We start from the raw sequence: 26,533 nt of genomic DNA, 5'->3' as shown, positions 1-26,533 counted from the left end.
CAGATCGGCATTGTCTCATTTGCAGACAGATAATTAGGAATATTCCGTTTTTTAAGCGATATTATGATGACGCTCACTAGTGTTTGAGGTGCTGAGGCTGTATAACATTTGGGGAATGGAAGATTCACGTTTTAGATTTAGGATGGACATCAAGATATCCATTCCCCTTAGCGTAAAGTTTCTCATTTGCTTTATGACCATATTATTTCAAACAAAAAAATATATATAATCCCATGTTATTGGCTTATCCTTGTTTTTTACAATAAAAAAAGCATGTAGACAAAGCTTTAAGTGCTTCGCTTTGTCTGCATGCTGATCTGTCCGTCATATGGATGCATTTGTAGGACTAAAACTTCTTCTCATTTATTCGTCTTGCAAGAAAGCGTTTTTCTAAATTTGTCCCTATTCTTTTCTAATTGTTCTAATTCTCTTTCCTTATATTGTTTTTAGATTCTTCCATGAATCTTTCATAAGAAACAAATTTTCTTAACAGCATAACTTCTCCTTTCTATGTATTATATGAATATAAGAAAGAGTGAACCGATCATTGCTCATAAAATTCTATAAACTGTCTATTTGGCAAAAAAACACATTCTTTTTATCGCTGCTGCAAATTCCAATGAAATGGATCTTCCAATAATTTCCGATCACGATCAAACTCATCAGGAGTTAGAAGGCATTTATCTAAATCTTCTATCAATTCAGGTGGGTTTAAATCTCTACCTATGAAAACAAGTTTCGTATGTCTATCTCCAAACTGAGTATCCCAATCATCTAATAGTTGAGGCTCTTCTCTAAAAATCTGTTCTTGTTCCCGCTTAGGCAGGGAGGCTACCCAATAAGAAATAGGTTCTATGGATACAGAAGGACCCGCCTGCGACAGCAGCAATGCCAAATCATTTCGAGTTGCACACCAGGCAATCCCTTTCTCTCTCACGATATTTTTGGGCATAGAGTGTATCCAATTGTTAAATCGTTCTGAGTGGAAAGGAAGACGCCTTGCATATACAAAAGAAGAAATGCCATATTCCTCTGTTTCCGGTGTGTGATTTTGATGTCCACTTGTTAATTCTTTTATCCAACCAGCGGAAGAACTTGCTTTTTCAAAGTCAAATAGACCCGTATTTAATATCTCATTTGGTCTGATTACTCCATTGATCGTACGGATGATTTTAGCATCCGGTTGGAGAGTTTTCAGTACATTTTCAAGTATGTCCAAATCCTCTTTCGTCACAAGATCACATTTATTGATGATCAGAACATCACAAAATTCAATTTGATCAATCAGTAAGTCTGCGATTTCTCTCGTATCGTTTTCTCCTACCGCTTCCTTGCGATCCAGTAAACTGTCGCCTGATTGAAAATCGTGCCAAAAACGATAAGCGTCTACTACTGTTACCATAGTATCTAATCGGCAAAATTTAGTTAAATCAATTCCCATTTCTTCATCAATATAAGAGAAAGTTTGGGCAACTGGTACAGGCTCACTAATCCCGGTAGACTCGATGAGAATATAGTCGATGTTTCCTTCGTTAGCGATTCTCTCAACCTCTATTAATAGATCTTCTCGAAGTGTACAACAAATACAGCCATTAGACATTTCAACAAGCTTCTCATCCGTTCGAGACAACCCTCCACCCTGCTTTACCAGATCTGCATCTACATTAATTTCGCTCATATCATTTACTATTACGGCAACTCTTAAGCCATCCCTATTGTTCAAAATATGATTGAGTATCGTGGTTTTGCCAGAACCTAAATACCCGCTCAATACTGTAACCGGTATTTTCTTTTTATTCATCATCATTCCTCCTGAACATTGAAAATGATTTGAAGCGTTCTTTTCGACCAATAAATTCAAAGAAACGAATACTTTATTTTACATTTCGTCGCAAGAACTGTTTATTGATAAGGAGATTACCATTGTTGCCGTTTTAATTTATAAATGAAAACGCGGGATTTTTTCTAAACCATTAATCCGTTTATCATTATTTTTGAACGGTAATGGAAGCTATAGCATCATGCAGATGAATAGATTCCTCATTTCTGCATTCGATTGTAAACGATTCCATCCACTCTATTTCGTAAAGATCTGCCGCCACAAGACGTACCATATCTTCTACAAAACGCGGATTTTCATAAACTTGTTCGGTTACTATCTTTTCATCTGTTCTCTTCAATACAGGATGAATACATGCACTCGCATTAGATGCTGCTGCATGTAATAAAACTTTCTTCCAGTCCGTTTCATCTTGATAACGAGGTGAAAGTTGAACCTCATGGCCACATATCCCCGCTGATTATGGGCCCCGTACTCACTTATTTCTTTTGAACAAGGGCATAACGTTGTAATTCCGCAAGTTAATGCCGCTTCATTTGTAAAGCCCGATTGCTGATGGTATTGAGTCACCATTTTTGCATGGGCATGGTTAAGACCTGTTCACTCCGAAGAAGGTCCTGTACGTTCATAAAACCACGGGAAACTCACTTCTATTTTCGTATCTTTTTGCTCTATTCGTTGTGACAACTCTCGTGCAAAATCATGTAAAGTAGAAAAATTCAACGTAAATCCTTTATGCCTGTATTGTTCTAACTGTTCCATAAACCGACTCATGTTGTTCCCTTTCTGGTTATGCGGTAGACTGGAAGTTAAAGAAAACGTCGCTATGGTCGTTTGTTGTTTCGGAGACAGTAGACTATTTACGTTAACAGGCAGTTTTACGTTGCTGATACCAACTTGATCGATAGAAATTAAGAAATGATTCTTTTGACTTTGTATATCTACCATCTCGTGTTTTTGAGTTGGTTTTATTTTTGTACCCGGTGAGACAGATCCAAACAATCTATGCCTTTCTTTTTTTGGCGGAAGTTGAAAATTCATGTTTTCACCCTGTCTTGCGATGATGGTAAAGCGATGTCGTCTTTTCATATAATTCCCACATAAAGAAACATCCTAGCGATAAGAGAATCGATACTACGTTCATTTCTTGAAAAACTGAGTTTGACGTTATTTCGTTTCCCGATGCAATGTATATCTTTTTAAACGCGGTGAATACTTTCTTAATTCTAAACGCTCTGGATGTGTACGTTTATTTTTCGTAGTAATATAATTTCGATCTCCAGTTTCTGTGCAAGCTAATGTAATTTTGACTCTCATTTTCTCTCCTTTAGGTTAATAAGATGCTAAAAATGGTGGAATTGGATCCTTAAATAAAGACCAATCTTGTTGACTCTCTTCTTCCGTTAGCAAACACTGATCCAACGATTGTTCAATGGCTAATTGGTTCATATGAATACCAATCATGACCAATCCCGTCATTCGATCACCTTATGTTTCACCCCAACTTATTTGAATACTTTCTCCATAATTGTCCCATCCACTACGTAGAAATACTCTTTTTGATAATCGAAATCATTACGATTTAATGATTGTCACGATACCCCCAGTTTGCTGAAAATACGGTTTTGCCTCCGGCTCTGCCAAATTCCCCTGCTAATCAAAAATTTTAAAAGAAACATCTCTTCGATCCGATCGTTCCTTATCTAAGTAAATGCGGCTTTCTGTTGCCTTTAGCTGTATGAATGAATTTTATCTATTTGAGACTCCCCCCTCTTTTTATCCAGCAACCATTCCCAAAATCACAGTATCGCCAAGTAAATGTTTATGTATTTGGGCACTTATTTTTTCCAAACGATACTTCTATCTTTGGAATGTTTTCATTGGACTAACCTGTTTATTCCACCAATAGATAATTGATCCTTACTAGCACATTTTAAAACGTAATGATTCCGATTTGCAAGATAAAAATGAAAAAATGTGAAAAATTTCATAAAAAGGTATGGTACATCTATAAGATCGGTTCCACTTACATAAAAGATATGATCATTAAAAAATGAATTTCTTTCAACGAAGAGATACGATTTCGATTCCGTGGATCGAATACTTTTATGAAGCATATAACGTTCTATTTCTACCACTCCTATTTTCCTATCGTTTTGAAGCAGCTGCTCACCTGTCTTATGAACAGAATAAATATAATTTTCCAAATTCATACTATTAACGTTTTCCCCTTCTAAACCATATCAAAAAAGGAAAAGATACTGCCAACAGTGAATGGTCATTAATAATGAGTGATTACTCACTTTACAAAATCCTTTTTTCCGTTTAGTATAAAAGTGAGTAATCACTCAAGAAAGGAAGGAGACTCTATGCCCGAAAAACCGTGTATTTCTTTGGAACACGTGTCTAAACGTTTTGGGAAAAAGAAAGTCATTGAAGATGTATCATTAGAAGTTTTCAGAGGGGAAATTTTTGGAATGCTTGGACCTTCTGGGGCTGGAAAAACGACAATTGTCAAAATGATCGCTGGAATCGATGAACCTACCGAAGGAACGATCGATGTGTTGAATACAAAAATGCCAAACCTTCATGTCATGAAACAAATTGGTTTTATGGCACAGTCTGATGCCTTATACAATGAATTAACAGCCCTTGAAAATTTACAGTTTTTCGCTTCTATTTATGGATTAAAAGGGAAAAAGCAAAAGCAGCGTATCAACGAAGTCATGCAGCTGGTGAATTTAACAGATCATTTAAAAAAGAGCGTCAGCCAATTTTCCGGTGGGATGAAGCGGCGTTTGTCACTTGCCGTTTCTTTATTACATGAGCCGGAAGTTTTAATCCTAGACGAGCCAACAGTCGGAATTGACCCATTGCTTCGCCAAGCCATTTGGGATGAACTGGACCGAATTCGACAAAACGGAACAACGATTGTCGTAACTACTCACGTCATGGATGAAGCAGACAAATGTGGACGTCTTGCCATGATTCGCGACGGTCGCCTCATCGCGTTAGGCAGTCCGGAGGAATTAAAGAACCGGACGAATTCTCGAACCATTGAAGAAGCATTTTTATATTTTGGAGGTGCACGACAATGAGAGTCCGCGCGATCGTCATTCGTATCATTCGCCAATTTTTCCGAGACAAACGTACACTTGCGCTCATGATTGTGGCTCCCATGTTTATCCTTTTTTTAATGAATCTTGTGTTTAATGGAAAAGATTATAAACCAACGATTGCGGTTGATCCCAACGTTCCTGAAGTTGTTGTTGAGAAGTTAGCCAAACATGATGCGGATGTTAAAGAAATGACAAAAACGACCGCTCATCATCAATTAAAAACGCAGCAAGTGGATGCTTTTATGGAAATGGATAAGGGAGCTCCAAAGATGACGTTAGAAGGAAGCGATCCCAATGTGAATAAAGCTGTCCTTTTGACGGTGCAAAAAGCGATGCAAGAATTAGCTCCTCAAACACCATCCATGCATTTAAAAACGTCTTATTTACACGGTTCAGAAGATATGGCGTTATTCGATTATTTCGGACCGGTGTTAATCGGCTTTTTCATATTCTTTTTCGTATTCTTAATCGCAGGTGTTTCTTTCCTTCGCGAGCGCACAGGAGGAACATTGGAACGAATACTAGCCACTCCTTTAAAACGTTGGGAAATCGTAGTAGGGTATGTCATCGGATTTGGGATTTTTACCACTTTTCAGGCGAGCTTAATCTCTTGGTTTGCGATTGATATTCTTGACATGATAATGGAAGGCTCATTCTTATACGTCCTTTTTATTACATTTTTATTGGCCATGACCGCTTTAACTTTGGGAACGTTGCTGTCTGCCTTTGCTAATAATGAACTGCAAATGTTTCAATTTATACCGTTGGTCATTGTCCCGCAAATTTTCTTTTCCGGGTTGTTTAACCTAGAAACCATGCCAGAGTGGCTTCGTTCATTAAGCGTTGTTATGCCTCTCACATACGGAGCGGATGCGCTTCGGGAAATTATGATTCGCGGCAACGGCTGGAATGAAATTGCCCAAGACGCCTATGTATTACTTGGCTTTTCCGTTTTGTTTATGATATTAAATGTGATAGCATTAAAAAAATACCGAAAACTGTAAGGGGTAGTATGAATGAACGAGCAACAGTGGATCAAAGAGCTGTTGAAAGTGAACGGTGAAGATGTCAAACTGAGCGAAAAGCAAATAAAAATTTTAGAAGCGGCCATTGAAATTTTCGCTGAAAAAGGATATGCCTCTACTTCGACGAGTGAAATCGCCAAAAGGGCAGGCGTGGCTGAAGGAACGATTTTTCGCCATTATAAGACGAAAAAAGACTTATTATTAGCGATTGTGAATCCAACACTGATTAAATCCGTTGCTCCGTTTTTGGCAAAGGAATTTGTGAAAGAAGTATTTGAAAACGAATATCAACATTTCGAAGATTTTATTCGAGTGCTTCTCAAAAATCGTTATGATTTTGTTAAGAAATATTTGCCTGCAATTCGTGTATTCTGGCAGGAAATTGCATTTCTTCCTGAAATCAAGGAGCAATTGCAGTTTATTTTTACGAAACATGTGTATGAGAAGTTTAAAAAAATTATTGAACATTTCCAAAAAAAGGGAGAGATTGTCATGATCCCTCCAGAGTCTGCCATTCGGATGATCATTACAACCATAGTTGGATTTTTCATCACTCGGTTTATCGTATTGCCGCATCACAACTGGGATGATGAAACGGAAAAAGCAGAAATTGAACGAACCATTCAATTTTTGATGCATGGGCTTCAGCAAAAATAAAAGGACCGTGAAAGTTTATCACAAATGACAAAAACAAAATCTTTTCACTTATGACGATCCTTCCATTCTTATTTAAAATCAAAAGAAAAACGGATCTTGCATAAAGAAAGGCTGGTTCAACATCGCTAAAAGAGTATTGAACCAGCCTGTTTTTTCATATATCGGGTGTGGAAGCAAAAGCCTGATGGTTGAAATTAGAATGTATGAGCTAAATCTTTTGCACGAGCAATGGCTTTTTCTTTGATTTCTTGCGCTTTTTCAGGCATAGCATTTTGTCCTTCAATAAATAAACCTTCAAAAGAAGGAACACCAAAGAAATTCATTACCGCTTGCAAATAACGATGACCCATTTCCATATCGGCTGCAGGGCCTTCTGAATAAATACCGCCCCGTGCTTGGATATGTAGTGCTTTTTTGTCTGTTAGCAAACCGATAGAACCTTCTTCGGTGTATTTAAATGTTTTTCCAGCTACTGCAACCGAATCAATGTATGCTTTCATAACGGGCGGGAAAGAAAAATTCCACATTGGAGTGACGAACACATATTTATCAGCGGCTACAAATTGGTCGCATAACTCAGCGAGGCGTCCCACTTTTGCTTGTTCATCTGCAGAAAGTTCTTCAAATTTTTTTCCAGAGCGAAGTTTTTCCCATCCGTTTAATACATCCGCATCAATTTGTGGGATATTTTCTTTGTAAAGGTCAATGTGTATAACTTCATCATTTGGATTTACTTCTTTATAAGTGTCGATAAACGCTTTTCCTGCAGCCATGCTGAAAGATTTTGTTTCATCAAATGGATGTGCAGTAATGTATAAAACTTTTGCCATTATGTTTCCGCCTTTCTTTTGTTGTGATATTATTAAAGATATTTTATTGTTGTCTTAATGACAACAACATCATACAAAAGATTTTTTCTTTAAATTAAATATCTTTAATTCGAGATTATAATACCTTAATTTCATTTTTTTGTCCACCAATTTTTATTCAAAAAATGATCATAATCCATTGACTATTTACAAATACTAATTCCATCATGATGGAAGTGAAAACAGCCAGTAAAGATTGTCACGAACCAAACAAAACAGGTGATACAAATGAAAATTTTTTTGCCAATAGTTGCCCATATCCTAACAGCTTTCTTAACTATATTCGTGAATAGACGAAAAGAAAAACACCAAGATCGAAAACTCTATGTATGTTTAATGATTGGCGGATTTGTCTGGTCACAACTTCAAACTGAATACTTGATTTGGCGTATTAATAAAAAGATCGAGCAGGATTGTAACAAGTGAACCGATCAGAAAGAATTGGCCGATGGCGTTATGAAAACGATACGTGACCATCTTAATTCCTAACTCTTTCTTCCTCACTTTGAATTCGTATCAAATGGATGTATTTTTCTTGGCCATTAGAGCTAGAACAGCAGAAATAATATTTAATCCAGCAGTGAAAATATAAACAAATTGAACTGTGCAATGATCAGCGATCCAACCCATTAAAAGAACAGAACATCCATACGATACAAATGTAAGGGTTCCAAAAGCAGCCAATACCTTTGGCAGCCATTCTGCGGTTGTATGAGACTGTAAAAGAGTTCTTTGTGCAATGTTTCGTAATTGATAAGGCGGCCCCATTAATAAAGCTATTGCTAATGCAAACCAAGGATTGGCGGATAAAGCAAATATCATCGTCAATACGCCGATTCCTAAAGATCCGATCAACATACTGAATATGATCCAATTTTCAATCTTTTTTGACATCTTCCAAATAAGTACTCCTCCGAGAATGGTTCCCGCAAAATGACTGGTATTGATAAATCCCCACCAATCCTCCCCCTTATGCAATACTCCTTTTACGAATACTAAAATGATGGATCCAGCCCATATACTTTCTCCAAGACCACTGATTATCTCCATTAAGGATAACGTACGAAGGAGGGGATTCGTCAAAATTATGCTCCATCCTTCTTTCATACGATCCCATGGTTTTGGCTTTTTTTGATTGGATGGAACGATCTTGGAAGGGTCTTTCACAAAGAAAAGAGCCAGCGCCGAAAGGAACATCATGATGGTAGTAATCCCTAACACTTGAAGAATTCCCAATCCGGCAACCAAAATCCCGCCCAATGACCAACCGACTAGTAATACCATTTGATCCGAAGTGGCTAGTAAACTGTTGGCCTTCATCAATGAATCAGGTGGAACTAATCGAGGGGCAAGTGCATTTCTTGCCGGAATCCCCCATCCATGAAGAATTGAAATACCTAATACTAAAAAAAGAACCGTTGGAATCAGCCAGTGAGAAGGTAAGGCAATGAATAGAACACACATGAACCCGAAACAAATAGCTTGCCCCATTTCGGACATCCATAAAAGAAAATCAAGCCGAAAACGATCCATAAGCAGAGGCGCCGAAAATCCGCTCAGCGCTTGTGCACATACCCGCAAAACAGGAAACAGTCCTGCAAAGGCAGCTGAACCCGTACTATTATAAATGAAAGTTACTATAGCTAAGATATACAATGAATCTCCCAAGTTAGCAATGGATTGGCTAATCCAAAGCAACCGGAACGATGAAAGTTGATTCACTTCGCTCCCTCTTTCAATAGAATTTTGTTTAGTACTACTACATAGCTACCGTAGGAAGATTGTCGCCATTCTTAATCCCAAACATCAGTGAAAAGCACTACACTCTACTGTTGTATCAAGAGTCTTTGATGGAATAAGAACCGTTTGACCATCTACCTTCAAGATGAATACATTCGTTTCCCAAATTATAGGATCTATCGCGATTCCTATTTGTTGTTTTCTTCTTATTCAACCAGCTGGAGCCATTCCATTGATCATTCTTATTCGTCAGAAAAACAAACGAATTATCATATGAAAAGGGGTTCTATATGATTTTCCTTTAAAGTAAAATATTTACATACAAAAGAGGGTCTTTTGGAAGAAGTTTTTTCACTTACCGTCTTCAGTTTTAAGATCATTATAATGAAATATTCAAAAAGTTGGTGTTAGAATGACTCTTTTGCATGATTTAAAAATACTAGATTTTTCAAGTCTACTGCCTGGACCCTATGCATCCATGATGTTAGCAGATTTAGGGGCTGATGTGTTGCGAGTCGAGTCTCCAACAAGGCATGATTTGATAAGGCAATTTCCTCCAATGGATGGTGAACAATCAACATCTCACAGTTATTTAAATCGTTCGAAGCGCTCGATCGCACTGGATTTAAAAAAGCAAGAAGCTGTGGAGATAGTAAAGCGCCTAGTGAAAGAATATGACATTATCATTGAACAATTCAGGCCAGGTGTGATGGATCGGTTAGGTGTTGGATATGAAGCTTTAAAGAAAATTAATCCCCGAATCATTTATTGTTCCATTACAGGATTTGGGCAATCAGGCCCTTACAAAGATCGTCCTGGACATGACAACAATTATCTATCTCTATCAGGTGTAGCCGACGGTATGAGAAGAAATGGAGAAAAACCAATTGCTTCAGGTATACAAGTAGCGGATGTTGCGGGCGGGTCGCTGCATGCCGTCATTGCCATTTTAGCAGCCGTTTACTATCGAGAAAAAACCGGGGAAGGTCAATGGCTGGATATAAGTATGACGGCTGCTGCATTCGCCTTAAATGCCATTTATGGTTCAGGAGTTTTGGCAGGAGGTGTGGAAATAAAACCAGAATCAATGCTGTTAAATGGTGGGACTTTTTATGATTATTATGAAACAAAAGATGGCCGCTATTTTTCAGTTGGGAGTCTTGAACCACCGTTTCGGAAAGCATTATGTGAAGGGATTGGGAGACCTGATTTAATCCATCTTGCAATGAGCGAAAATCTAGAAGACATTCATGTTTTCAAAGAAGAGGTTCAAAAGACATTTCAACAAAAAACGTTTAACGAATGGTGTGATATTTTCTACGACTTTCAAGCATGCGTAGAACCAGTCCTTACCTTTTCTGAAGCAAGTGAACATCCCCAATTGAAAGCGCGAGAAATGATCGTAGAAGTTCCTAAAAAGGATGGAACGACTCAAAAGCAAATCGCATGCCCGATCAAATTTTCAGCTGGAAAAGCCCAATATAAACATGTAGGGAGTCTATTAGGAGAACATACAGAGGAAGTATTAGAAGAGTTAGGTTATACGAGAGAAGAAGTGCTTAAGTTAAAAGATAAAGGAATTTTTGGCTAATTTATAAAAAAGTTGAATAGTGTTTTAAATATGCTTACATGTGTTTCAAACTAATTTTTTTGCAAAAAACTTTTTCATGGAAGCAATATGCTTTCTCTCAAGGAGGAGTTAAACTGTGAACCGCACAAGCCAGCTTGTTCAATATTTTTTGGCCCATCGCAGCGTTACAGCGGAACTAGTGAACAAAATCGAAAAGGAACATTATGACTATAAACCAACGCCGACCTCCATGTCAGCAAAAGACCTCGTTACACATATACTTGTGACATTTTATAAACTTGCAAAAGTCGCAAAGAGCGGCAATCCAGCAGTGCTCAAAGAAAAAATCGAGGAAACCGAATCAGACTTGCGCAAAATGGCAGAAATCTATACAGAAAAAACTAAAAGCTTATTAAAATCGCTTACAGATGAAGAATTAGACCGCATCCTTGACCTTACGGAAAGTTTTGGCATGAAAATCCCTGCCCATCAATTTCTTCAAACAGCGATGGATCATGAAATTCATCATAAAGGGCAGCTTTTCGTGTACGTACGTGAAATGGGACATACCGAACTTCCTCTTTTTGTGAAACGAGGTTAAAACAGTTGAAAAAAGGGCTGACTAAACATCTCCTTTTTCGATGTAGAGTCAGCCCCTCATTATTATAGTGACAAGTTATTTGCCACGTGATTCACTCTGCAATAATACGGATTAGCCCAATTTCGGTTCGGATTTCCGTCACCATATCTTTGCCTAGAACCCTGTTGACTTTCGAATCATTTCCAAGCATGCTTTTATCTTCTGCTCCTAATAGCGGGATAGATCCGTTTATTTCATCCAATTCGGGAAAGCAGAGATTCATTTGATTATCATTTTATCTCTTTTGATCATGACTATTTAATAGAAATGATGGTGGGTTATTTTTTTGTTTATGATATTATTTTTTATATTTTAAAAAATTAAGAAATGGAGGATCCAAAATGGAAAATTTACGATATCCGATCGGACGATTTGAATTGCCGCAACATTTCGATCAAGAAATAAGAAAGCATTTTATTCAAGAATTAAAAGAATTTCCAAACGTCTTGAACCAAACTGTCAAAGATTTAAATCCTGAGCAATTAAATACTCCTTATCGGGACGGCGGTTGGACAGTGCGGCAAGTCATCCATCATCTAGCAGACTCCAATATAAACGCATATACTCGGTTTAAATTCGCTTTAACAGAAGATCAACCAACGATTAAGCCTTTTAACGAAAAAAAGTGGGCAGAACTTCCTGACAGTTTGTAAACAGATCCTACTGTTTCCATCACCTTGCTGAAAGCCGTACATAGCCGCTGGGTTGATTTGCTTCTCTCGATGGATGAAAAAGATTTCTCACGTTGTTTTATACATCCAGAAAATGGAAAAACGGATTTAAACCAAGCCCTTGCATTATATGCTTGGCATTCGAAACATCATCTGGCTCATATAACTTCTTTACTGGATAGAATGGATTGGAAAAAATGAATATTAGTATGCTTTTATCCCTTATTCTTGAAAAAATTATTCATCATACTTTATCTTCCTAGAACCCTGTTGAAAATAGGGTTCTTTTTCTCTTTGGTTGATTTTTTCCTTTATAAAATTAAAGTGATTGGTTCCTATCAACAAGATGGATTGGCCATGTACATAACTTGATAGTGTTTCAGACGCTTTAATTTTCATGGGCAAATACGAATAAAAGAGAAATAAACTATACAGTTTTTCTTCCTCATGACTTACGTGTGTTTGATAAGTTTATGGCAAACGAAAAATGTACAGTTTTGGCCATTACATCCTACATCTCTATAACTATAACTTGATACGGAGTGGTGGTCATGACAGCCGCTTTCCTGCAAAATGATGTAATTTTCTCTTTTTCCACAAAATCATGGCCATAGAAGTCCCTGTCAAGAAGCGTGGTGATATATATATTCAGTCGAACGAATTCTCTTATTTGCCGTTTAGTATATTGTTAAACAGCCAAGTAGATTTGAATTATGATAGAAAGTATGTTTACAATAATAAAGGGGTGATGTTAAAAATAAACAATAAATTTTAATTTGTCTTATTTCATTTTGAATTTTTTAAAGGGGGAAGATCGTGAAGAAAACAACAAACATTTTTTGGATTTCGCTGATCATTGGAGTTTTTTTTGTCCTTTGGGGAGTCGTCACTCCAGACAATTTAATACGTGTGATGACAACAGTACAAAGTTATTTACTTGACCGTTTTGGCTGGTTCTATGAATATACGGCTACTTTCTTTTTAATTTTTTCTTTACTCCTAGCTTTTAGTCGTTTTGGAAATATTAAACTTGGAAAACAAGACGAAAAACCTGAATTTAGTACTCCCTCATGGTTTGCTATGTTATTTGGTGCTGGAATGGGAATTGGACTTTTATTTTATGGAGTGTCAGAGCCCATCTCACATTATGCAAATCCTCCATTTGGAAAATCTCAAACAGCTGAATCTGCAAAAATAGGCTTACAATATACGTATCTGCACTGGGGTTTTCATGCATGGGCCATCTATGCAGTCGTAGCGCTTGCCTTGGCTTATTATAAATTCCGAAAAAATTCTCCCGGTTTAATGAGTGCAACTTTATATCCTCTACTTGGCAATAAAGTCAACGGTCCAATTGGATATATAGTGGATATTGTGTCAGTATTTGCTACTGTATTTGGTGTTGCTGCATCTTTAGGGTTAGGGGCAGCACAAATCAATAGTGGATTGCACTATTTACTTGGATTACCTATTAACTTTAAAGTTCAATTGATTATTATTATGATCACAACTTTCCTTTTTATAACCTCTGCAGCGACAGGAGTTTCAAAGGGAATTAAATATTTAAGCAACATAAATATGATCTTGGCAGTTATCTTGTTTCTATCTATCCTATTCATAGGCCCGTCACAATATTTAATAGAGTTATTCACCACAACTTTCGGTGCATATCTTCAAAATCTGCCAAGCATGGGATTGCGTTTTGCACCATTTAATTCACAACACAATCAATGGGTAAAAGACTGGACAATTTTTTACTGGGCTTGGTGGATTTCATGGACGCCATTCGTTGGAACTTTTATTGCTCGTGTATCCAAAGGACGTACGGTTCGTGAATTTATTATTGGCGTATTAATCGTCCCAAGTTTGGTTTGTTCACTATGGTTTGGAGTAATGGGTGGAACTGGCATTTACTATGATTTTATAAAAGGATTAGATGTTGCAAAACAAAGTTTAGAAACTTCTTTATTTTTTGTATTACAACAAATGCCTTTTGGAGGACTTCTTTCCGTCCTTTCAGTCATTCTAATTATGATCTTTTTTGTTACATCCGCTGATTCCGCTACATTTGTTCTTGGAATGCAAACGACGAATGGAAGTTTAAACCCTCCTTTCCTCGTTACATTTACTTGGGGAATCATTTTAGCTGCAGTTTCTGCAATTTTACTATGGACAGGGGGTCTAGTTGGTATGCAGGCCGCCATTATTGTGAGTGCTTTACCGCTAGCGATTATTCTTCTGTTTATGTGTTATGGACTAGTCAAATCTTTTCGTCAGGAATATTCTACAATAAAAGAAAAAAAACAGTATCAAAATTCGGTTGAAACACCAAAACAAAAAACCTCTTAAATTTTTTCCGATTATCGTTCCTATCTGTTTAAGGAACCTTGGTCAATTCAGATAATAAGGAAGCTGGGTTTCCTACCCCAGTTTCCTTTTTGATTCTTTTATACTATTTTCCTGCCAATGATCATATTAGGTTTCAAAATCCTTTATTTTGGCATTTGGGTGTAAAAATTTTTCTGGTACAAATTCTTTCAACGTTTCACCGTTTTTCACTTTGTTCACCCAATCACTATTTGCAAGGGCATCACGACCAATGGTAACGACATCCGCTTCTCCTTTTTCGATCATTTCATTTGTTTTTTCAGGATCATGAAGATTCCCATTGGCCATTACAGGCAATTGGCCATATTTCTTTGCTAATGCCAGCAAGGGTAGGACCACCATTTTCTTTTCCTTCTCCATCAGAAAATGCAGGGGTCCATGCCACATCTGAAAGGATCGTAGGAGCAATGACATTCCCCTCAACTTTTCCTCGTAAAGCGTATCGTGCCCCTTGTTCAATGCTTTGGTCAATTAAATTTTGGATCACCTCTACTTGTTTATGGTTAATAAGTGGACCTACCACTACATCTTTCTTTCTTGGGTCTCCATATTTAATTTGAGAGGCTTTATCCACAAAAGCTTTTATAAATGCATCATATACCGGGCGTTCGACAATGATCCGATTCAAGGCCATACATATTTGTCCACTGTTTAGAAATTTGCCAAATGCCGCAGAACTAGCAGCTCTTTCAACATCCGCATCTTTCAGTACAATCATGGCGTCATTTCAGCCCAGTTCCAATGCCACACGTTTAAGATGTCTTCCGCAAAGTTCCCCAATATGGCGTCCCACACGTGTGGAACCTGTAAACGAAATAATCTGAGGGATAGGATGTTCGACAAAAGCATCTTTAATTTCTGAAGAACTACAAACAGCGATATTGAGCAACCCTTTCGGAATTCCTGCATCCTCAAAAAATTTGCCTATAAACAATCCGCCAGAAATCATCGTTTGCAAATCCAGCTTTAGCACAACGCCATTCCCTGCTGCCAAGGCTGGAGCAAGAGAGCGCATGGTTAAATGAAACGGAAAGTTAAAAGGACTAATAATCCCTACCACTCCTGCAGGGTCGAGATAAATTCGATTTTCTTTTCCCGGAATCACAGAGGGCATGATTTTTCCCTGCATACGAAGAGGAAATGTTGCGGCTTCTTTCATAATGCCGATTGCTGCATCAATTTCAATATTCGCTTTTGTATGGGTCGTTTTCTTCCACTAAAATTTTCACCAATTCTTCTCTTCGTTCTTTCACCAATTCTATCGCTTTCTTCATGATGGCTACCTTTTGGTAAGCATTGACCTGTTTCCATTCTTGTTGCGCTTTTTGAGCCGAACGATAAGCTTCATCAATATCCTCAACACTAGCCAATCGAATCTCAACTAGGGTTTCTTCAGTTATATGGATTTTTATCTGCATAAACGGTTTTACCTTTTCCCTCTCTCCATTGACCATTTATAAATTGTTTATTCCATTGTTCATACATGTCCTATCTTCCTTTCGGTGTGTTTCTATGTTGAGTTTGTGCTAGTAGGAATATTGGTTAAAATCACAATATTCCTAACTTAGGTGACACTCATTATACACCAGCTTTTCTTATTATCAAAGGAAGAAGCCTTATACCTCAGAGGCTTTCTTGGAAATGTTTTATTTTTATCTATTGAAACCCTCCCATTGTTATAAGTAAAAGAAATAGAAATGAATATCATTAAACATCAGAAGACACTTCTTATGGAGCCTTAATATGATAGTCATCTACGACATTGGAACTTGTGAAACAACTCGTCCTTCAATTCGATCAAAAATGTCATCCAAATTATGACCTGTAATCGTAAGACCATGATTTTTTAGCCCGATGATAGCTCTAGATGGATCATCTGCCTTCCTTACTAAATCGGCTACCGTTTCAGCTAATTGAATGGTACCACAGGGGTAATTAATTTCGGATGCCTGTACTCTATCCATCCAAGCATGTATGTGAACGATGGCACCTACACTTGGATGCTCTTTATAGATCATCCAATGCTCAATCGCATCAACCGAAGCCCTTTTGGGAGAAAATATTAGGCGGCACACTAATTTCCATCGTGGTTTTCTCGGGATTAAATCCCTTTATAAACAAAATATCCCACCCAATCATCCGCATATCAGCTTTATTAATTCCACTGTCATCCAAAAGCTTTTATCATCGTGGTTTTTATGATGTTAAAAACCATTAATTTTTGTTCATTTCTTCTAAAGCCTCTTCATAATCAAATTCAACTAATGCCACGATCATTTTTCTTATTTCTTCCACAATATCCTTTATCATTTGCACCATGACTGTTTTGAAAAACTCCTTTCTTATATTTATACATAAAGCGATATATACATCCCATAAGAAAAAGGAATAGGTAAAAAATAATTTACTCAAAAGGTTTTTTTACTATGCAGCTTTTTTTGACAGCTGCCTTTTTCCTTAAAACAAAATTAGGAAGTGTATCCAAACGTTGATTGTCCCGTAAACGAATAGTTAGGTTGTCATTTGCCATACTATAACTTGAATTAAACGAAACAGATAACTATAAAAAGGGTTGAGTCACTTTGAAAATAATCACTTTAATACTATCGGTAACTGGATTGATTCTCCTATTATTTTTCTTGTTTTCAAACAACTCCTCTAACTCCAATTTTACAAAAGTTGAAAACCAGGTTACACAGCCTAAAAGACCTGTCATTTTCTTAATGATTGACTCTTTGATGGATGAACCTTTACAGAGAGCGATGAAAGAAAAACGGGTTCCGGCACTTGAATTTCTTATACGGAATGGACAGTATTACCCAAATGTGGTTAGTTCCTATCCCACCATGTCCGTCACGATCGACAGTACATTGCTGACCGGAACGTATCCGGACCATCATAATATCCCCGGGCTCGTCTGGTATGACGAAAAAGAAAAACGGATTGTCAATTATGGCAGCGGAAAAAAAGAAATTGTTGCTCTTGGTACCAAACAGGTTTTAAAAGACATTTTGTATCATTTAAATAATCAACATTTAAGCAAATTGGTTACAACGATTCATGAAGAGTTGGAAAAGAATAAAAAACATTCTGCTTCGATTAACGGTCTTATATACCGCGGCGATTATGAGCAAACTCTTGACGTTCCAAAACCTATTTCCTTCTTTCGTTTATTGCCTAAACAATTAAAGACAAATGGACCGATCTTGTTTTCGTTCGGACGGTTTTCACAATTTGATCCGAACAACCGTTATAACCATTTCTGGCAAAATGTTGGATTTAATGATCACTTTTCCGCACAAGAAGTCAAATACCTGATTCAAAAAAAGAAACTTCCTGCTTTTACAATTGCCTATTTGCCAAGCAATGACCATACTGTTCATAAAATGGACCAATGGCTATAAAGGGAATTGAAAAAGCCGATAAACAGCTTCAAAACATTTTAAATTCTTATGACTCGTGGGACGAAGCGCTCAAAAAAGCAGTGTGGATTGTCATGGGAGACAGCGGTCAATCCCCAATTGGAAAAGACAAAAACCAATCCCTCATTTCATTAAACTCCTTATTACAGAATTACCGAATTTCTAAATTGGGTGAACCCATCAAGGAAAATGATCAAATTGTCCTTGCTGTGAATGAGCGGATGGCTTTTATCTACACATTGGATCACAACATTTCTTTTTCTGAGATTGCTTCTAAATTAAAACACGATTCAAGGATTGGTTTTATTGCGTGGAAAGAAAATGATTGGATTCATGTGGCGAATGAAAAAGCGAAAGATACCTTTCAATTCCGCCCTAACGGCAAATTTACGGATCCGTATAACCAGTCTTGGACGTTGGAAGGGGACGCTTCGATCTTGGATCTGGCGATAAAGGAAAATGACATCCAATACGGAAATTATCCGGATGCCCTTGCCCGCCTTTATAGTTCTTTTCATTCCCACAATGGACGATATCTGATTGTTGATGCAAAACCGGGGCACGAATTCATTAGCGAAAAATCTCCTACCCATATTGGCGGAGCCGCACACGGTTCGTTACACAAACAAGTTTCGGTTTCCTAGATATTTTTTTGAATCTTACCTGTTTCTCGAAATTTTAATATCATATCATTCAAAAAATTTAAGAGTTCCGTATTTCTTTTTCTTACCGCCATAACATAACTACTTTCGGCACATTCTCTTTTTCATTCTGGAGGTAGATAGCTCCATTAAAATAAGTATGTTTTAGAGAAATCTGTTTTTTTACTGTATATTCCTGGAACAACATTGACATCTCCACACTTTAAGGCAATAATCACATCTCAAAGGTTAGAATTATATTCCATTGATAACATTTACATTGGAGTTTTTTTACATTTTGTCAGCAACACAGGAGAATCCCAAATTAAAAAATTTATTTTTTTGTAAAGAATGTTAAATTTTAAATCTTATGTCTTTTCAAACGAATTTTTAAGTAAAATGTGAGATAGGTAGGGCTTACTTGGGGGGCAAAATGATGAAAAAGTTTACAACAGAAGAGAACAGCTGGGTTTTCTATGATTGGGCAAGCTCTGCTTATTCTCTTATCATTACGACAGCTGTCTTTCCTTTATATTATAAAGCGGCTGCCCAAAATGCCGGCGTCAGCGCTGCTGATTCTACGGCTTACTTAGGCTACACCATCTCCATTTTCACCTTTATTATAGCCATGTTAGGGCCTATTTTAGGGACCATTGCCGATTATCAAGGATTGAAGAAACGGTTTTTTGCGTTCTTTTTTGCCCTAGGTGTATCCTTTACGGCTTTATTGGCTTTTATCCCAAGTGATCAATGGCTTATCTTGTTAATCATTTATACCCTGTCTGCCATCGGATCGAACGGGGCCACTGTGTTTTATGATGCTTTTCTTGTCGACGTAACCACAGATAAACGCATGAATCGTGTATCTGCTCGCGGCTTTAGCTTTGGCTATATCGGCAGCACAATCCCGTTTATCGTAAGCATCGCGATCATTATTTTAGCTCAAAGTAAAATAATTCCGCTTTCCACCGCATCTGCAAGCAAAATAGCCTTCCTTATGACCGCCATCTGGTGGGGATTATTCACCATACCGATGTTTCGAAACGTCCGGCAGCCTTTTATATTCAACGTGAAGCGAATCCCATTGCAGAGAGCTTTAAACGGCTTCTGAAAACACTAAAAGAAATCAAAAAGTACCGCACTCTGTTTTTATTCTTACTCGCGTATTTTTTCTATATTGACGGTGTCGGTACCGTCATTACGATGTCCACAGCGTATGGAACGGATTTAGGCATCCGTTCTTCCGATCTGTTAGTGATTTTGTTTGTCACCCAAGTCGTTGCTGCTCCGTTTGCCATTCTGTTCGGGAGATTGGCCGAAAAATTCACAGAGAAAAAGATGCTTTATGCAGGCATTTTCGTCTATATCATCGTTTGCATCTATGCCTACTTCTTAAAAACAACGTTGGACTTCTGGATATTAGCGATGCTTGTTGCGAGCTCTCAAGGAGGCATTCAATCGTTAAGTCGCTCATATTTTGCGAAGCTTGTTCCCAAAAAGAACGCCAATGAATTTTTCGGATTTTATAACATCTTCGGAAAGTTTGCTTCTATTTTAGGTCCATTATTAGTCAGTTTCACAGCACAGCTCACAGGAAACACCAATGCAGGTGTGTTTAGCCTTGTTATTCTCTTCATCATTGGCATGATCATTCTTGCCCACGTTCCTGATACCAATGTTTCCAATTGAAGAAACCAAGAAGCACGTAAGTAAAACTACGACTATTAAGATGAGATTATATTCATTCCTTCATACCGCTGAATAAAAGTTTCATTATATATCTTTCGTTTTTAAAATCCCTCAACTTCTATATTACATTTCAAGTAAATCCTCTTTTTCCTTCCTTTATTGGCTGTCATATAGACTAACTAAATTTATAGTGGTTCAACTTGATAGATTTTAGTTGGAACGCAAAAAAGCGCCATAAACGTTATGCAAATGGAACCAACCTCCACCATGGTAAGTAGAAAGACCAATAGGAGATATGGATCAAAACCAAATTTTTAGGCATTTTGATTGATTGACATTTTTTGCATAATATGTCTGTTGATAGTAATTTTTTAGAATGTTATGGTAAAAAGGAAAAACATTACTGGCGAATATTCCCGATAAAAATTAAAAGAGAGATGAAATCATGGCCACTGCAAAGAAAACCTCCTACGAAACAAAACGTTACGCAAATCTGATTCCTATGAAAGAGATTCAATCTGTACAAGATCAGTTGTTTCCTTTTACTATTTATAACACTTTGCGAAAAAAAACACCGGTAAGATATGACCCCATTCGAGAATGTTGGGATGTATTTCGATACGAAGATGTTCATTTCATCTTAAAAAATCCTGCATTATTTTCCTCTAATCGTGGGATCGGCGACAAAAGAAACAGTATATTGATAATGGATCCGCCCAAACATACAAAAATGAGAAATCTTATTAATAAAACGTTTACTCCCAAAGCTGTCAACGAGCTCTCTCAACGAATTCAGGACGTTACAACCTCCCTGTTGGACCAAGCAAAGGAAAAAGAAACATTGGAAATGATTCGTGATTTTGCCGCTCCGCTTCCCGTCATTATCATTGCGGAAATATTGGGAGTCCCGGCAAAAGACAGGGAACTTTTTAAAAACTATTCTGATATTCTTGTGTCTGGAGCCGAGGATGATTCGGACGAGGCCTTTAATATGATGATGAAAAGAAGACGTGAAGGAGCCAAGTTTCTGAATGACTATTTTAAAGAAATCATACAGGAGCGACAAAGAAGCCCAAAAGATGATTTAATTTCTTTATTATTGGCAGCAGAAGTGGACGGAGAAAGACTAAAGGAAGAAGAGTTGCTCAAATTCTGTATTTTATTATTAGTCGCGGGTAATGAAACGACAACGAATCTCATTGTGAATGCTGTTCGATATATGGTAGAAGATACAAATACTCAAGAAACAGTCCGAAAAAATTTTTCTTTGGTTCCCAACTTAATTGAAGAAACTCTTCGATTCTATCCTCCAATCCAAGCAATTGGACGTACTGCGACGGCAGATGTCGAAATTGGAGGCCATACGATTCGCAAGGGATCTCAAGTGATTAGCTGGGTAGCGGCAGCTAATCGGGATGAGCAAAAGTTTGAACAACCGGATCGTTTTATGCTGGAACGCCACCCAAATCCACATTTAGGTTTTGGATATGGCATCCATTTTTGTTTAGGCGCTCCTTTAGCTCGACTGGAAGCAAAAGTTGCTCTTTCTGTATTATTAACCACTTTCTCTAAACTAGAACTAGCAAAACATACAGAACTTGAGCCCATTCAAAGTCCATTTGTATTTGGCGTGAAAAGTTTCCCAATACAATTTAGTCTCTAATTTTATAGCATTTTTTATCCAGTTGTGAATCAACTTAAAAGGCCCTCTCATAAGCCGGTTTAACCGACTTATGATAGGCCCCATTTTCATTCCTCTCTACATTTTTTCTCATAAGAGGATTACTTTTGAATCAGCCCCTCCTCCTTTAAAAATTGTTCAGCCACGTCATCATAATCTTTCTTTTTCAAATCTACTTCTGCATTTAATTGTTGCATTTTTTCATTTGTGATCTTTCCGGCAAGCAAATTGATCACTTTTTTCAATTCAGGATGCTTTTTAAGAACTTCTTCTCTTATAACGGGCGCTGCATTATAAGGAGGAAATTGATGTTTATCATCTTTTAACACATATAAATGGAATGCTGGTATGCGTCCGTCAGTTGTAAAAGCATCAATAACATCTACTTTATGATTTTTTAAAGCACTATACATAATTCCCGGATCCATGGACATGGTATTTTTAAACTTAATTCCATATTTCTTTTGTAAACCAGGATATCCATCTTTTCGTTCTAAAAATTCAGGATCGGAAGCAAGAGTTAATTGGGGTGCTTTTTTCGCAAGATCCGAAATGGTTTTTACATTCCATTTTTTCGCATCCTCATTGCGAATGGTAAGTGAATACGTATTATTAAATCCAATTGGTTTTAACCAGATTAAATGATACTTTTTCTCATACTGTTGTTTTACATGATGATAGACTTCATTTGGATCTGTTGTATGGATTTTTTCTTTTAGGATGTTCATCAATCCAGTTCCAGTGTATTCAACAGCTAAATCATAATCGCCCTTTCGCATTCCTTCAAATACCGGCACCGTTCCGCTAATAAAAGACTTATATTGAACATGCAAATTGGTGCGATCTTCTATCAATTTTCCATACATATGAACCAAAATTTCTTGTTCCGTAAAATTTTTTCCCGTAATCACAATTGTATTTTCTTTTTGTTTTGCTTGATAAATTCCGAACCCTGATACGGCTGCAATCACAAGGACTAGAATGGAAACAAGAGAAATTTTGGCGCCTTTCGACCATTTTTTTCTTTTTATTCCAGGTTTTGCTCGATTTTCAACTCGTTTTAATATTTGGTCAAATACAATCGCAATAATCGCTGAAGGAATAGCACCGGCTAAAATAAGAGCGGAATTATATGTTTGCAATCCTCTAAAAATGAAATCACCTAATCCGCCAGCTCCAATTAAACCTGCCATCGTCGCTACACCAATGACCAATACGGCTGCTGTACGGATTCCTCCCATGATAACACTTAGGGCGAGAGGCAATTGAACGATCCATAATACTTGTCTGCTGGTCATTCCCATTCCTATACCAGCTTCAACGATACTGCGATTTACCCCTAATATTCCTAAATACGTATTGCGAAGTATGGGAAGAAGTCCGTATATCGTCAATGCTACAATAGCGGGCGGCTTTCCGGTTCCAATAAAGGGAACTAAAAATACTAACAAAGCCAGACTTGGTATCGTTTGTATGGCCGAGGCGATGCCCATGATAGGATCGGCCAACTTTTTATGCCTTGTTAAATAGATCCCTAGTGGGACAGCAATGATAATGGCAAGCGCAATCGCCACTAGCGACAAATACATGTGCTCTAATAACAGTCTCCCAATGTCATTCCATTTGTTTACAAATACATCTGCTGTTTCTTTCCAAAGACTATTAATGCAAATCACTCTCCTTTATTCATCGCCAATTGACTGACAACATAACTGACAATGCTTGAGCGATTTATGATCCCTTTCACTTTATTTTTTTCATCTAAAACAGGTACAAATCCCGTTTTGGATTCGTTCACCATTTGCAGTGCTTTTTCTGGAGAATCGCTGGTTTTCAAAGTAGGAAAGTCCTTCTGAACGATATCAATAAGATGCAATTGTTCATCTTTATAAGCTTTTCTCATATCCCAAATATTCACGACGCCGTAATATTGATTGTATCGATCGACTATCACCAAATGGTCTACCCGTTTGTTGCGCATATATTTTAACGCTTCCGCTAATCCTCTTGTCGGATAAGCTGTAATGGGCGGAATCATCAATTCTTCTAAATCAGGTATATTAGAGGCATCTTGCAAACGTTCCTCTCCAATAAATTGGCGGACAAATTCATTGGCAGGGTGGCGTAAAATGACCTCCGGCCGATCTAATTGAACAATTTCTCCATCTTTCATGAGACAGATGCGATCCCCGATTTTGATCGCTTCATCCATGTCGTGAGTCACAAAGACAATCGTTTTTTTTAATTCTTGCTGAAGTCTGGTCAGCTCCTCTTGCAATTGTTCACGACTGATTGGATCGAGGGCGCTGAACGGTTCATCCATTAAAATCACTTCAGGATCGGCAGCCAATGCCCGTATTACACCAATTCTTTGTTGCTGCCCGCCCGATAATTCATCCGGATAACGGTCCCCCACTTCCTTAGGATCTAAACCAACCATTTCAATTAATTCATCCACTTTTTTCATGTAGCGTTTTTCGTCCCATTTTTTTAGCTTTGGAACGAGAGCTACATTTTCGCGAATGGTCATATGCGGCATTAATCCGATTTGCTGAATGACATAGCCAATATTTCTCCTCAGCTTCACCGGATTTTTCTTTGCAATGTTTTCGCCATTGATGAAAATCTCACCGCTTGTAGGCTCAATCAAACGATTCATCATTTTCATCGTCGTCGTTTTCCCGCTGCCGCTAGGACCAATCAACACAAACAATTCGTGGTCATGAACGGTCAAGTTAAGGTTTTTAATGGCGACAAAACCGTCCTCATACTTCTTTGTCACATTCTTAAATTCAATCAACAACAACACCTCCCCTTTTTCTATACCCTTCTAACAGGTAGATTAAACGACAAATTTTTTGCTGTTCCCCCATTCACGAAAACCAGTTGCTATTATTTTTCGACATTCGTATGGTCCGCATGTATGAAATTGTCATGAATCTTTTTCGAAAGAGCGCCTATTTCAAATTTTTGATCAAATCAACATCATCGAGATCGGAATTGGAGTGGTCTGAATGACAAGGGCACTTGCAATGAATAGGGGAGCCTATTTAAGACAATGAAGAATCATCACAGCGGACTTTCTTGATCGGGATTAAAAAACAAAACAGTAATAGCACCACCAGTCGCCATTTGCGGCCATTCTCCCGCTTTCATTCACTGTCCATTGTCATTTGCTTGTGGTCTGCCCATTCTTCCACCTATTTTTTGCATTTGTATGCTTCTCTTGAAGAATTGGTGCTGAGCTTGATTGATGTGCATCGAGGGAAGAAATGCAAATAGGCGCCTGTCCTTTGTTGGGACAGACTCTTTAATGATGATCGATTGTCTATTTCCAAACTTCTTATTTCAAATGCAAACATTAACCCTGATTATTCAGATTCCGAAACTACCGTAAATCTTTCATTGATATGTTGCGGATTTTCAATTTCATCTACAAGCGCAATGGCAAAATCAGCATAACTTACATAACTTTTTCCTTTGGAATTGAAAATCAAATGATCTTTTCCTTTTTGATAGCTGCCTGTTCTTTTCCCTTCATAGTCAAATTCAGCAGCCGGGCTGATAAACGTCCATTTAATAGAATCCGTTTGCTGCAAAATTTCCAAACTTTTCGCTGCGTTTTCAGCAGTAGGATAAATAAAGTCCGGGAAATCAGGAGTTTTGTATAATGGAGTGGTTTTTTCTTCATCTACATATAAGCTACCTGCGCCGCCGATCACTATTAATCTTGTATTCGGAGCGTTTTTCAAAACTTCAATCAAAGCGTTGGTTGCATCAATATAAAGATGTTCTTGTCCAATGGGTGCAGCAAATGCATTGACAACGACATCATATGCTTTCAAATCTTCTGTAGTAAGATCAAAAAGATCTTTTTCAATCACGCTCACATTTTCTTTCACTTTCGATGCATTTCTAACAATGGCTGTCACATCATGGCCTCGATTTAAAGCTTCTTTCAAAATAAGGTTCCCTGCTTTTCCAGCTGCCCCAATAATACCAATTTTCATTATATTTTCTCCTTTCAAGTCGTTTTTTTGTTTTTCTTTATTCCAACGATGAAGGTCAAACTTTAGATGTAAACAATTTGGATACAACTTAATTAAAAAAATTAGCATGAATCAGCGCTAATTTTTTTCCCCAGTTCTTCCGTTAATTCCTTTAAAGTGGTTCGTGCCAGTTCTTTTTCCATGGCTAATTGGGCTTTCCTTACATGGGAACGAAAAACCGATTCCACATGCGCTCCGACTTCACAATTCGGATTAGGATGTTCGTGAAAATGAAACAGTTCATTCTGTTCTACTACCTCAACAGCATGATAAACATCCAGCAACGTAATGTCATCGACATCCTTTAAAAGATAAGTGCCACCCACACCGGGCCGCACATCAATCAATCCCGCTTTTTTTAATTTCGATTGGATTTTTCGGATGAAAGCTGGATTTGTATTCACACTGCCCGCAATTTCTTCAGAAGTAAGCATAGGATACCGATGCACCAACAACAAGATGTGCACCGCCACTGAAAAACGGCTGCTGATTCTCTTCATGATTGTCCCTCCATCGTCGTTGTAACCATTAT

The 26,533-nt window shown here is 37.6% G+C and carries 20 protein-coding genes and 5 pseudogenes; 11 read left to right on the top strand and 14 right to left on the bottom strand.

Features of this window, described 5'->3' with window-relative positions; translation table 11 throughout:
• Positions 1 to 598 precede the first annotated feature (598 nt).
• From BSM4216_RS05060 to BSM4216_RS16670, 4 genes and pseudogenes are all read right to left on the bottom strand, one after another.
• Complete coding sequence (locus BSM4216_RS05060; protein ID WP_048622958.1) at positions 599 to 1,801, bottom strand: GTP-binding protein; 1,203 nt, start codon at positions 1,799 to 1,801, stop codon at positions 599 to 601.
• 187 nt (positions 1,802 to 1,988) lie between these two features.
• Positions 1,989 to 2,881: pseudogene (gene folE2 / locus BSM4216_RS05055) on the bottom strand (GTP cyclohydrolase FolE2).
• Between the two features lie 126 nt (positions 2,882 to 3,007).
• Complete coding sequence (rpmG, locus tag BSM4216_RS05050; RefSeq protein ID WP_048622957.1) at positions 3,008 to 3,157, bottom strand: 50S ribosomal protein L33; 150 nt, start codon at positions 3,155 to 3,157, stop codon at positions 3,008 to 3,010.
• Positions 3,158 to 3,172: 15 nt separating this feature from the next.
• On the bottom strand, positions 3,173 to 3,319 hold the full coding sequence (locus BSM4216_RS16670; protein ID WP_156179221.1) for a hypothetical protein: 147 nt from the start codon (positions 3,317 to 3,319) through the stop codon (positions 3,173 to 3,175).
• Positions 3,320 to 4,209: 890 nt separating this feature from the next.
• Between BSM4216_RS16670 and BSM4216_RS05040 the strand changes: the two genes are divergently transcribed.
• The 3 genes from BSM4216_RS05040 to BSM4216_RS05030 are packed head-to-tail and all read left to right on the top strand — an operon-like array spanning position 4,210 to position 6,641.
• Complete coding sequence (locus tag BSM4216_RS05040) at positions 4,210 to 4,938, top strand: ABC transporter ATP-binding protein (RefSeq protein ID WP_048622955.1); 729 nt, start codon at positions 4,210 to 4,212, stop codon at positions 4,936 to 4,938.
• Positions 4,935 to 5,963 (top strand): ABC transporter permease, encoded by a 1,029-nt coding sequence (locus tag BSM4216_RS05035; protein WP_048622954.1) that lies wholly within the window; start codon positions 4,935 to 4,937, stop codon positions 5,961 to 5,963. The genes BSM4216_RS05040 and BSM4216_RS05035 overlap by 4 nt, the downstream gene beginning before the upstream one ends.
• A 12-nt stretch (positions 5,964 to 5,975) precedes the next feature.
• On the top strand, positions 5,976 to 6,641 hold the full coding sequence (locus tag BSM4216_RS05030; protein ID WP_048622953.1) for a TetR/AcrR family transcriptional regulator: 666 nt from the start codon (positions 5,976 to 5,978) through the stop codon (positions 6,639 to 6,641).
• Positions 6,642 to 6,835: 194 nt separating this feature from the next.
• Here the strand turns inward: BSM4216_RS05030 and BSM4216_RS05025 are convergent, their stop codons facing one another.
• Entirely contained in the window at positions 6,836 to 7,471 is a 636-nt protein-coding gene (locus BSM4216_RS05025; RefSeq protein ID WP_048622952.1) for an FMN-dependent NADH-azoreductase, read from the bottom strand.
• Between the two features lie 555 nt (positions 7,472 to 8,026).
• A complete protein-coding gene (locus tag BSM4216_RS05015) occupies positions 8,027 to 9,232 on the bottom strand; it encodes an MFS transporter (RefSeq protein WP_048622950.1) in 1,206 nt (401 codons plus the stop codon).
• Between the two features lie 430 nt (positions 9,233 to 9,662).
• Between BSM4216_RS05015 and BSM4216_RS05010 the strand changes: the two genes are divergently transcribed.
• The 4 genes and pseudogenes from BSM4216_RS05010 to BSM4216_RS04995 all read left to right on the top strand — a co-directional run bounded on the left by BSM4216_RS05010 (position 9,663) and on the right by BSM4216_RS04995 (position 14,480).
• Positions 9,663 to 10,841: a CaiB/BaiF CoA transferase family protein gene (locus tag BSM4216_RS05010; RefSeq protein WP_048622949.1), complete on the top strand. Its 1,179-nt coding sequence runs from the start codon at positions 9,663 to 9,665 to the stop codon at positions 10,839 to 10,841.
• 115 nt (positions 10,842 to 10,956) lie between these two features.
• Positions 10,957 to 11,421: a DinB family protein gene (locus BSM4216_RS05005; protein WP_048622948.1), complete on the top strand. Its 465-nt coding sequence runs from the start codon at positions 10,957 to 10,959 to the stop codon at positions 11,419 to 11,421.
• A 380-nt stretch (positions 11,422 to 11,801) separates the two neighbouring features.
• Positions 11,802 to 12,332: pseudogene (locus BSM4216_RS05000) on the top strand (YfiT family bacillithiol transferase).
• Between the two features lie 615 nt (positions 12,333 to 12,947).
• Positions 12,948 to 14,480: a glycine betaine uptake BCCT transporter gene (locus BSM4216_RS04995; protein ID WP_048622947.1), complete on the top strand. Its 1,533-nt coding sequence runs from the start codon at positions 12,948 to 12,950 to the stop codon at positions 14,478 to 14,480.
• 126 nt (positions 14,481 to 14,606) lie between these two features.
• On the opposite strand, the gene BSM4216_RS17075 is transcribed toward BSM4216_RS04995, so the two are convergent.
• The 4 genes and pseudogenes from BSM4216_RS17075 to BSM4216_RS04980 form a co-directional block, all read right to left on the bottom strand.
• Complete coding sequence (locus tag BSM4216_RS17075) at positions 14,607 to 14,846, bottom strand: oxidoreductase (protein WP_244878044.1); 240 nt, start codon at positions 14,844 to 14,846, stop codon at positions 14,607 to 14,609.
• Positions 14,785 to 15,678, bottom strand: a pseudogene (locus BSM4216_RS17070) (aldehyde dehydrogenase family protein). The gene BSM4216_RS17075 and the pseudogene BSM4216_RS17070 overlap by 62 nt, the downstream one beginning before the upstream one ends.
• Before the next feature lie 22 nt (positions 15,679 to 15,700).
• On the bottom strand, positions 15,701 to 15,937 hold the full coding sequence (locus BSM4216_RS17215) for an aldehyde dehydrogenase family protein (RefSeq protein ID WP_174521021.1): 237 nt from the start codon (positions 15,935 to 15,937) through the stop codon (positions 15,701 to 15,703).
• 336 nt (positions 15,938 to 16,273) lie between these two features.
• A pseudogene (locus BSM4216_RS04980) lies at positions 16,274 to 16,711 on the bottom strand (class II aldolase/adducin family protein); the annotation flags it as partial.
• Between the two features lie 546 nt (positions 16,712 to 17,257).
• Between BSM4216_RS04980 and BSM4216_RS17065 the strand changes: the two are divergent.
• The 4 genes and pseudogenes from BSM4216_RS17065 (at position 17,258) to BSM4216_RS04965 (ending at position 21,934) form a co-directional block, all read left to right on the top strand.
• On the top strand, positions 17,258 to 17,923 hold the full coding sequence (locus BSM4216_RS17065; protein WP_244878043.1) for an alkaline phosphatase family protein: 666 nt from the start codon (positions 17,258 to 17,260) through the stop codon (positions 17,921 to 17,923).
• Positions 17,914 to 18,585 carry a hypothetical protein gene (locus BSM4216_RS17060; protein ID WP_244878042.1) on the top strand — a complete coding sequence of 224 codons (672 nt, stop codon included), beginning with the start codon at positions 17,914 to 17,916 and terminating at the stop codon, positions 18,583 to 18,585. Before BSM4216_RS17065 ends, BSM4216_RS17060 begins: the two co-directional genes overlap by 10 nt.
• 430 nt (positions 18,586 to 19,015) lie before the next feature.
• Positions 19,016 to 20,271 (top strand): annotated as a pseudogene (locus tag BSM4216_RS04970) (MFS transporter).
• A 445-nt stretch (positions 20,272 to 20,716) separates the two neighbouring features.
• Entirely contained in the window at positions 20,717 to 21,934 is a 1,218-nt protein-coding gene (locus BSM4216_RS04965; RefSeq protein ID WP_048622945.1) for a cytochrome P450, read from the top strand.
• 119 nt (positions 21,935 to 22,053) lie between these two features.
• Here the strand turns inward: BSM4216_RS04965 and BSM4216_RS17210 are convergent, their stop codons facing one another.
• The 4 genes from BSM4216_RS17210 to BSM4216_RS04945 form a co-directional block, all read right to left on the bottom strand.
• Entirely contained in the window at positions 22,054 to 23,628 is a 1,575-nt protein-coding gene (locus tag BSM4216_RS17210) for a glycine betaine ABC transporter substrate-binding protein (protein WP_048622944.1), read from the bottom strand.
• Positions 23,625 to 24,752, bottom strand: a complete 1,128-nt coding sequence (locus BSM4216_RS04955) for an ABC transporter ATP-binding protein (RefSeq protein ID WP_003354191.1) — start codon at positions 24,750 to 24,752, stop codon at positions 23,625 to 23,627. The genes BSM4216_RS17210 and BSM4216_RS04955 overlap by 4 nt, the downstream gene beginning before the upstream one ends.
• A gap of 571 nt (positions 24,753 to 25,323) precedes the next feature.
• Positions 25,324 to 25,962, bottom strand: coding sequence for an NAD(P)-dependent oxidoreductase (locus BSM4216_RS04950; RefSeq protein WP_048624403.1), 639 nt, complete (start codon positions 25,960 to 25,962; stop codon positions 25,324 to 25,326).
• 101 nt (positions 25,963 to 26,063) lie between these two features.
• Positions 26,064 to 26,501: an Rrf2 family transcriptional regulator gene (locus tag BSM4216_RS04945; RefSeq protein WP_048622943.1), complete on the bottom strand. Its 438-nt coding sequence runs from the start codon at positions 26,499 to 26,501 to the stop codon at positions 26,064 to 26,066.
• Positions 26,502 to 26,533 lie beyond the last annotated feature (32 nt).

The sequence above is a fragment of the Bacillus smithii genome, from assembly GCF_001050115.1.
Taxonomy (GTDB): domain Bacteria; phylum Bacillota; class Bacilli; order Bacillales; family DSM-4216; genus Bacillus_O; species Bacillus_O smithii.
This window is presented reverse-complemented; position numbering and strand designations above follow the sequence as displayed.

What these genes read in the sequence shown, in the direction of transcription:
- BSM4216_RS04945 (WP_048622943.1), bottom strand. Translation starts at nt 26,501, where the DNA reads ATGAAGAGAATCAGCAGCCGTTTTTCAGTGGCGGTGCACATCTTGTTG.
- rpmG (WP_048622957.1), bottom strand. Translation starts at nt 3,157, where the DNA reads ATGAGAGTCAAAATTACATTAGCTTGCACAGAAACTGGAGATCGAAAT.
- BSM4216_RS04950 (WP_048624403.1), bottom strand. Translation starts at nt 25,962, where the DNA reads ATGAAAATTGGTATTATTGGGGCAGCTGGAAAAGCAGGGAACCTTATT.
- BSM4216_RS05060 (WP_048622958.1), bottom strand. Translation starts at nt 1,801, where the DNA reads ATGAATAAAAAGAAAATACCGGTTACAGTATTGAGCGGGTATTTAGGT.
- BSM4216_RS05010 (WP_048622949.1), top strand. Translation starts at nt 9,663, where the DNA reads ATGACTCTTTTGCATGATTTAAAAATACTAGATTTTTCAAGTCTACTG.
- BSM4216_RS17065 (WP_244878043.1), top strand. Translation starts at nt 17,258, where the DNA reads ATGGATGAACCTTTACAGAGAGCGATGAAAGAAAAACGGGTTCCGGCA.
- BSM4216_RS17060 (WP_244878042.1), top strand. Translation starts at nt 17,914, where the DNA reads ATGGCTATAAAGGGAATTGAAAAAGCCGATAAACAGCTTCAAAACATT.
- BSM4216_RS05030 (WP_048622953.1), top strand. Translation starts at nt 5,976, where the DNA reads ATGAACGAGCAACAGTGGATCAAAGAGCTGTTGAAAGTGAACGGTGAA.
- BSM4216_RS04965 (WP_048622945.1), top strand. Translation starts at nt 20,717, where the DNA reads ATGGCCACTGCAAAGAAAACCTCCTACGAAACAAAACGTTACGCAAAT.
- BSM4216_RS17215 (WP_174521021.1), bottom strand. Translation starts at nt 15,937, where the DNA reads ATGCAGATAAAAATCCATATAACTGAAGAAACCCTAGTTGAGATTCGA.
- BSM4216_RS05040 (WP_048622955.1), top strand. Translation starts at nt 4,210, where the DNA reads ATGCCCGAAAAACCGTGTATTTCTTTGGAACACGTGTCTAAACGTTTT.
- BSM4216_RS16670 (WP_156179221.1), bottom strand. Translation starts at nt 3,319, where the DNA reads ATGACGGGATTGGTCATGATTGGTATTCATATGAACCAATTAGCCATT.
- BSM4216_RS05035 (WP_048622954.1), top strand. Translation starts at nt 4,935, where the DNA reads ATGAGAGTCCGCGCGATCGTCATTCGTATCATTCGCCAATTTTTCCGA.
- BSM4216_RS05025 (WP_048622952.1), bottom strand. Translation starts at nt 7,471, where the DNA reads ATGGCAAAAGTTTTATACATTACTGCACATCCATTTGATGAAACAAAA.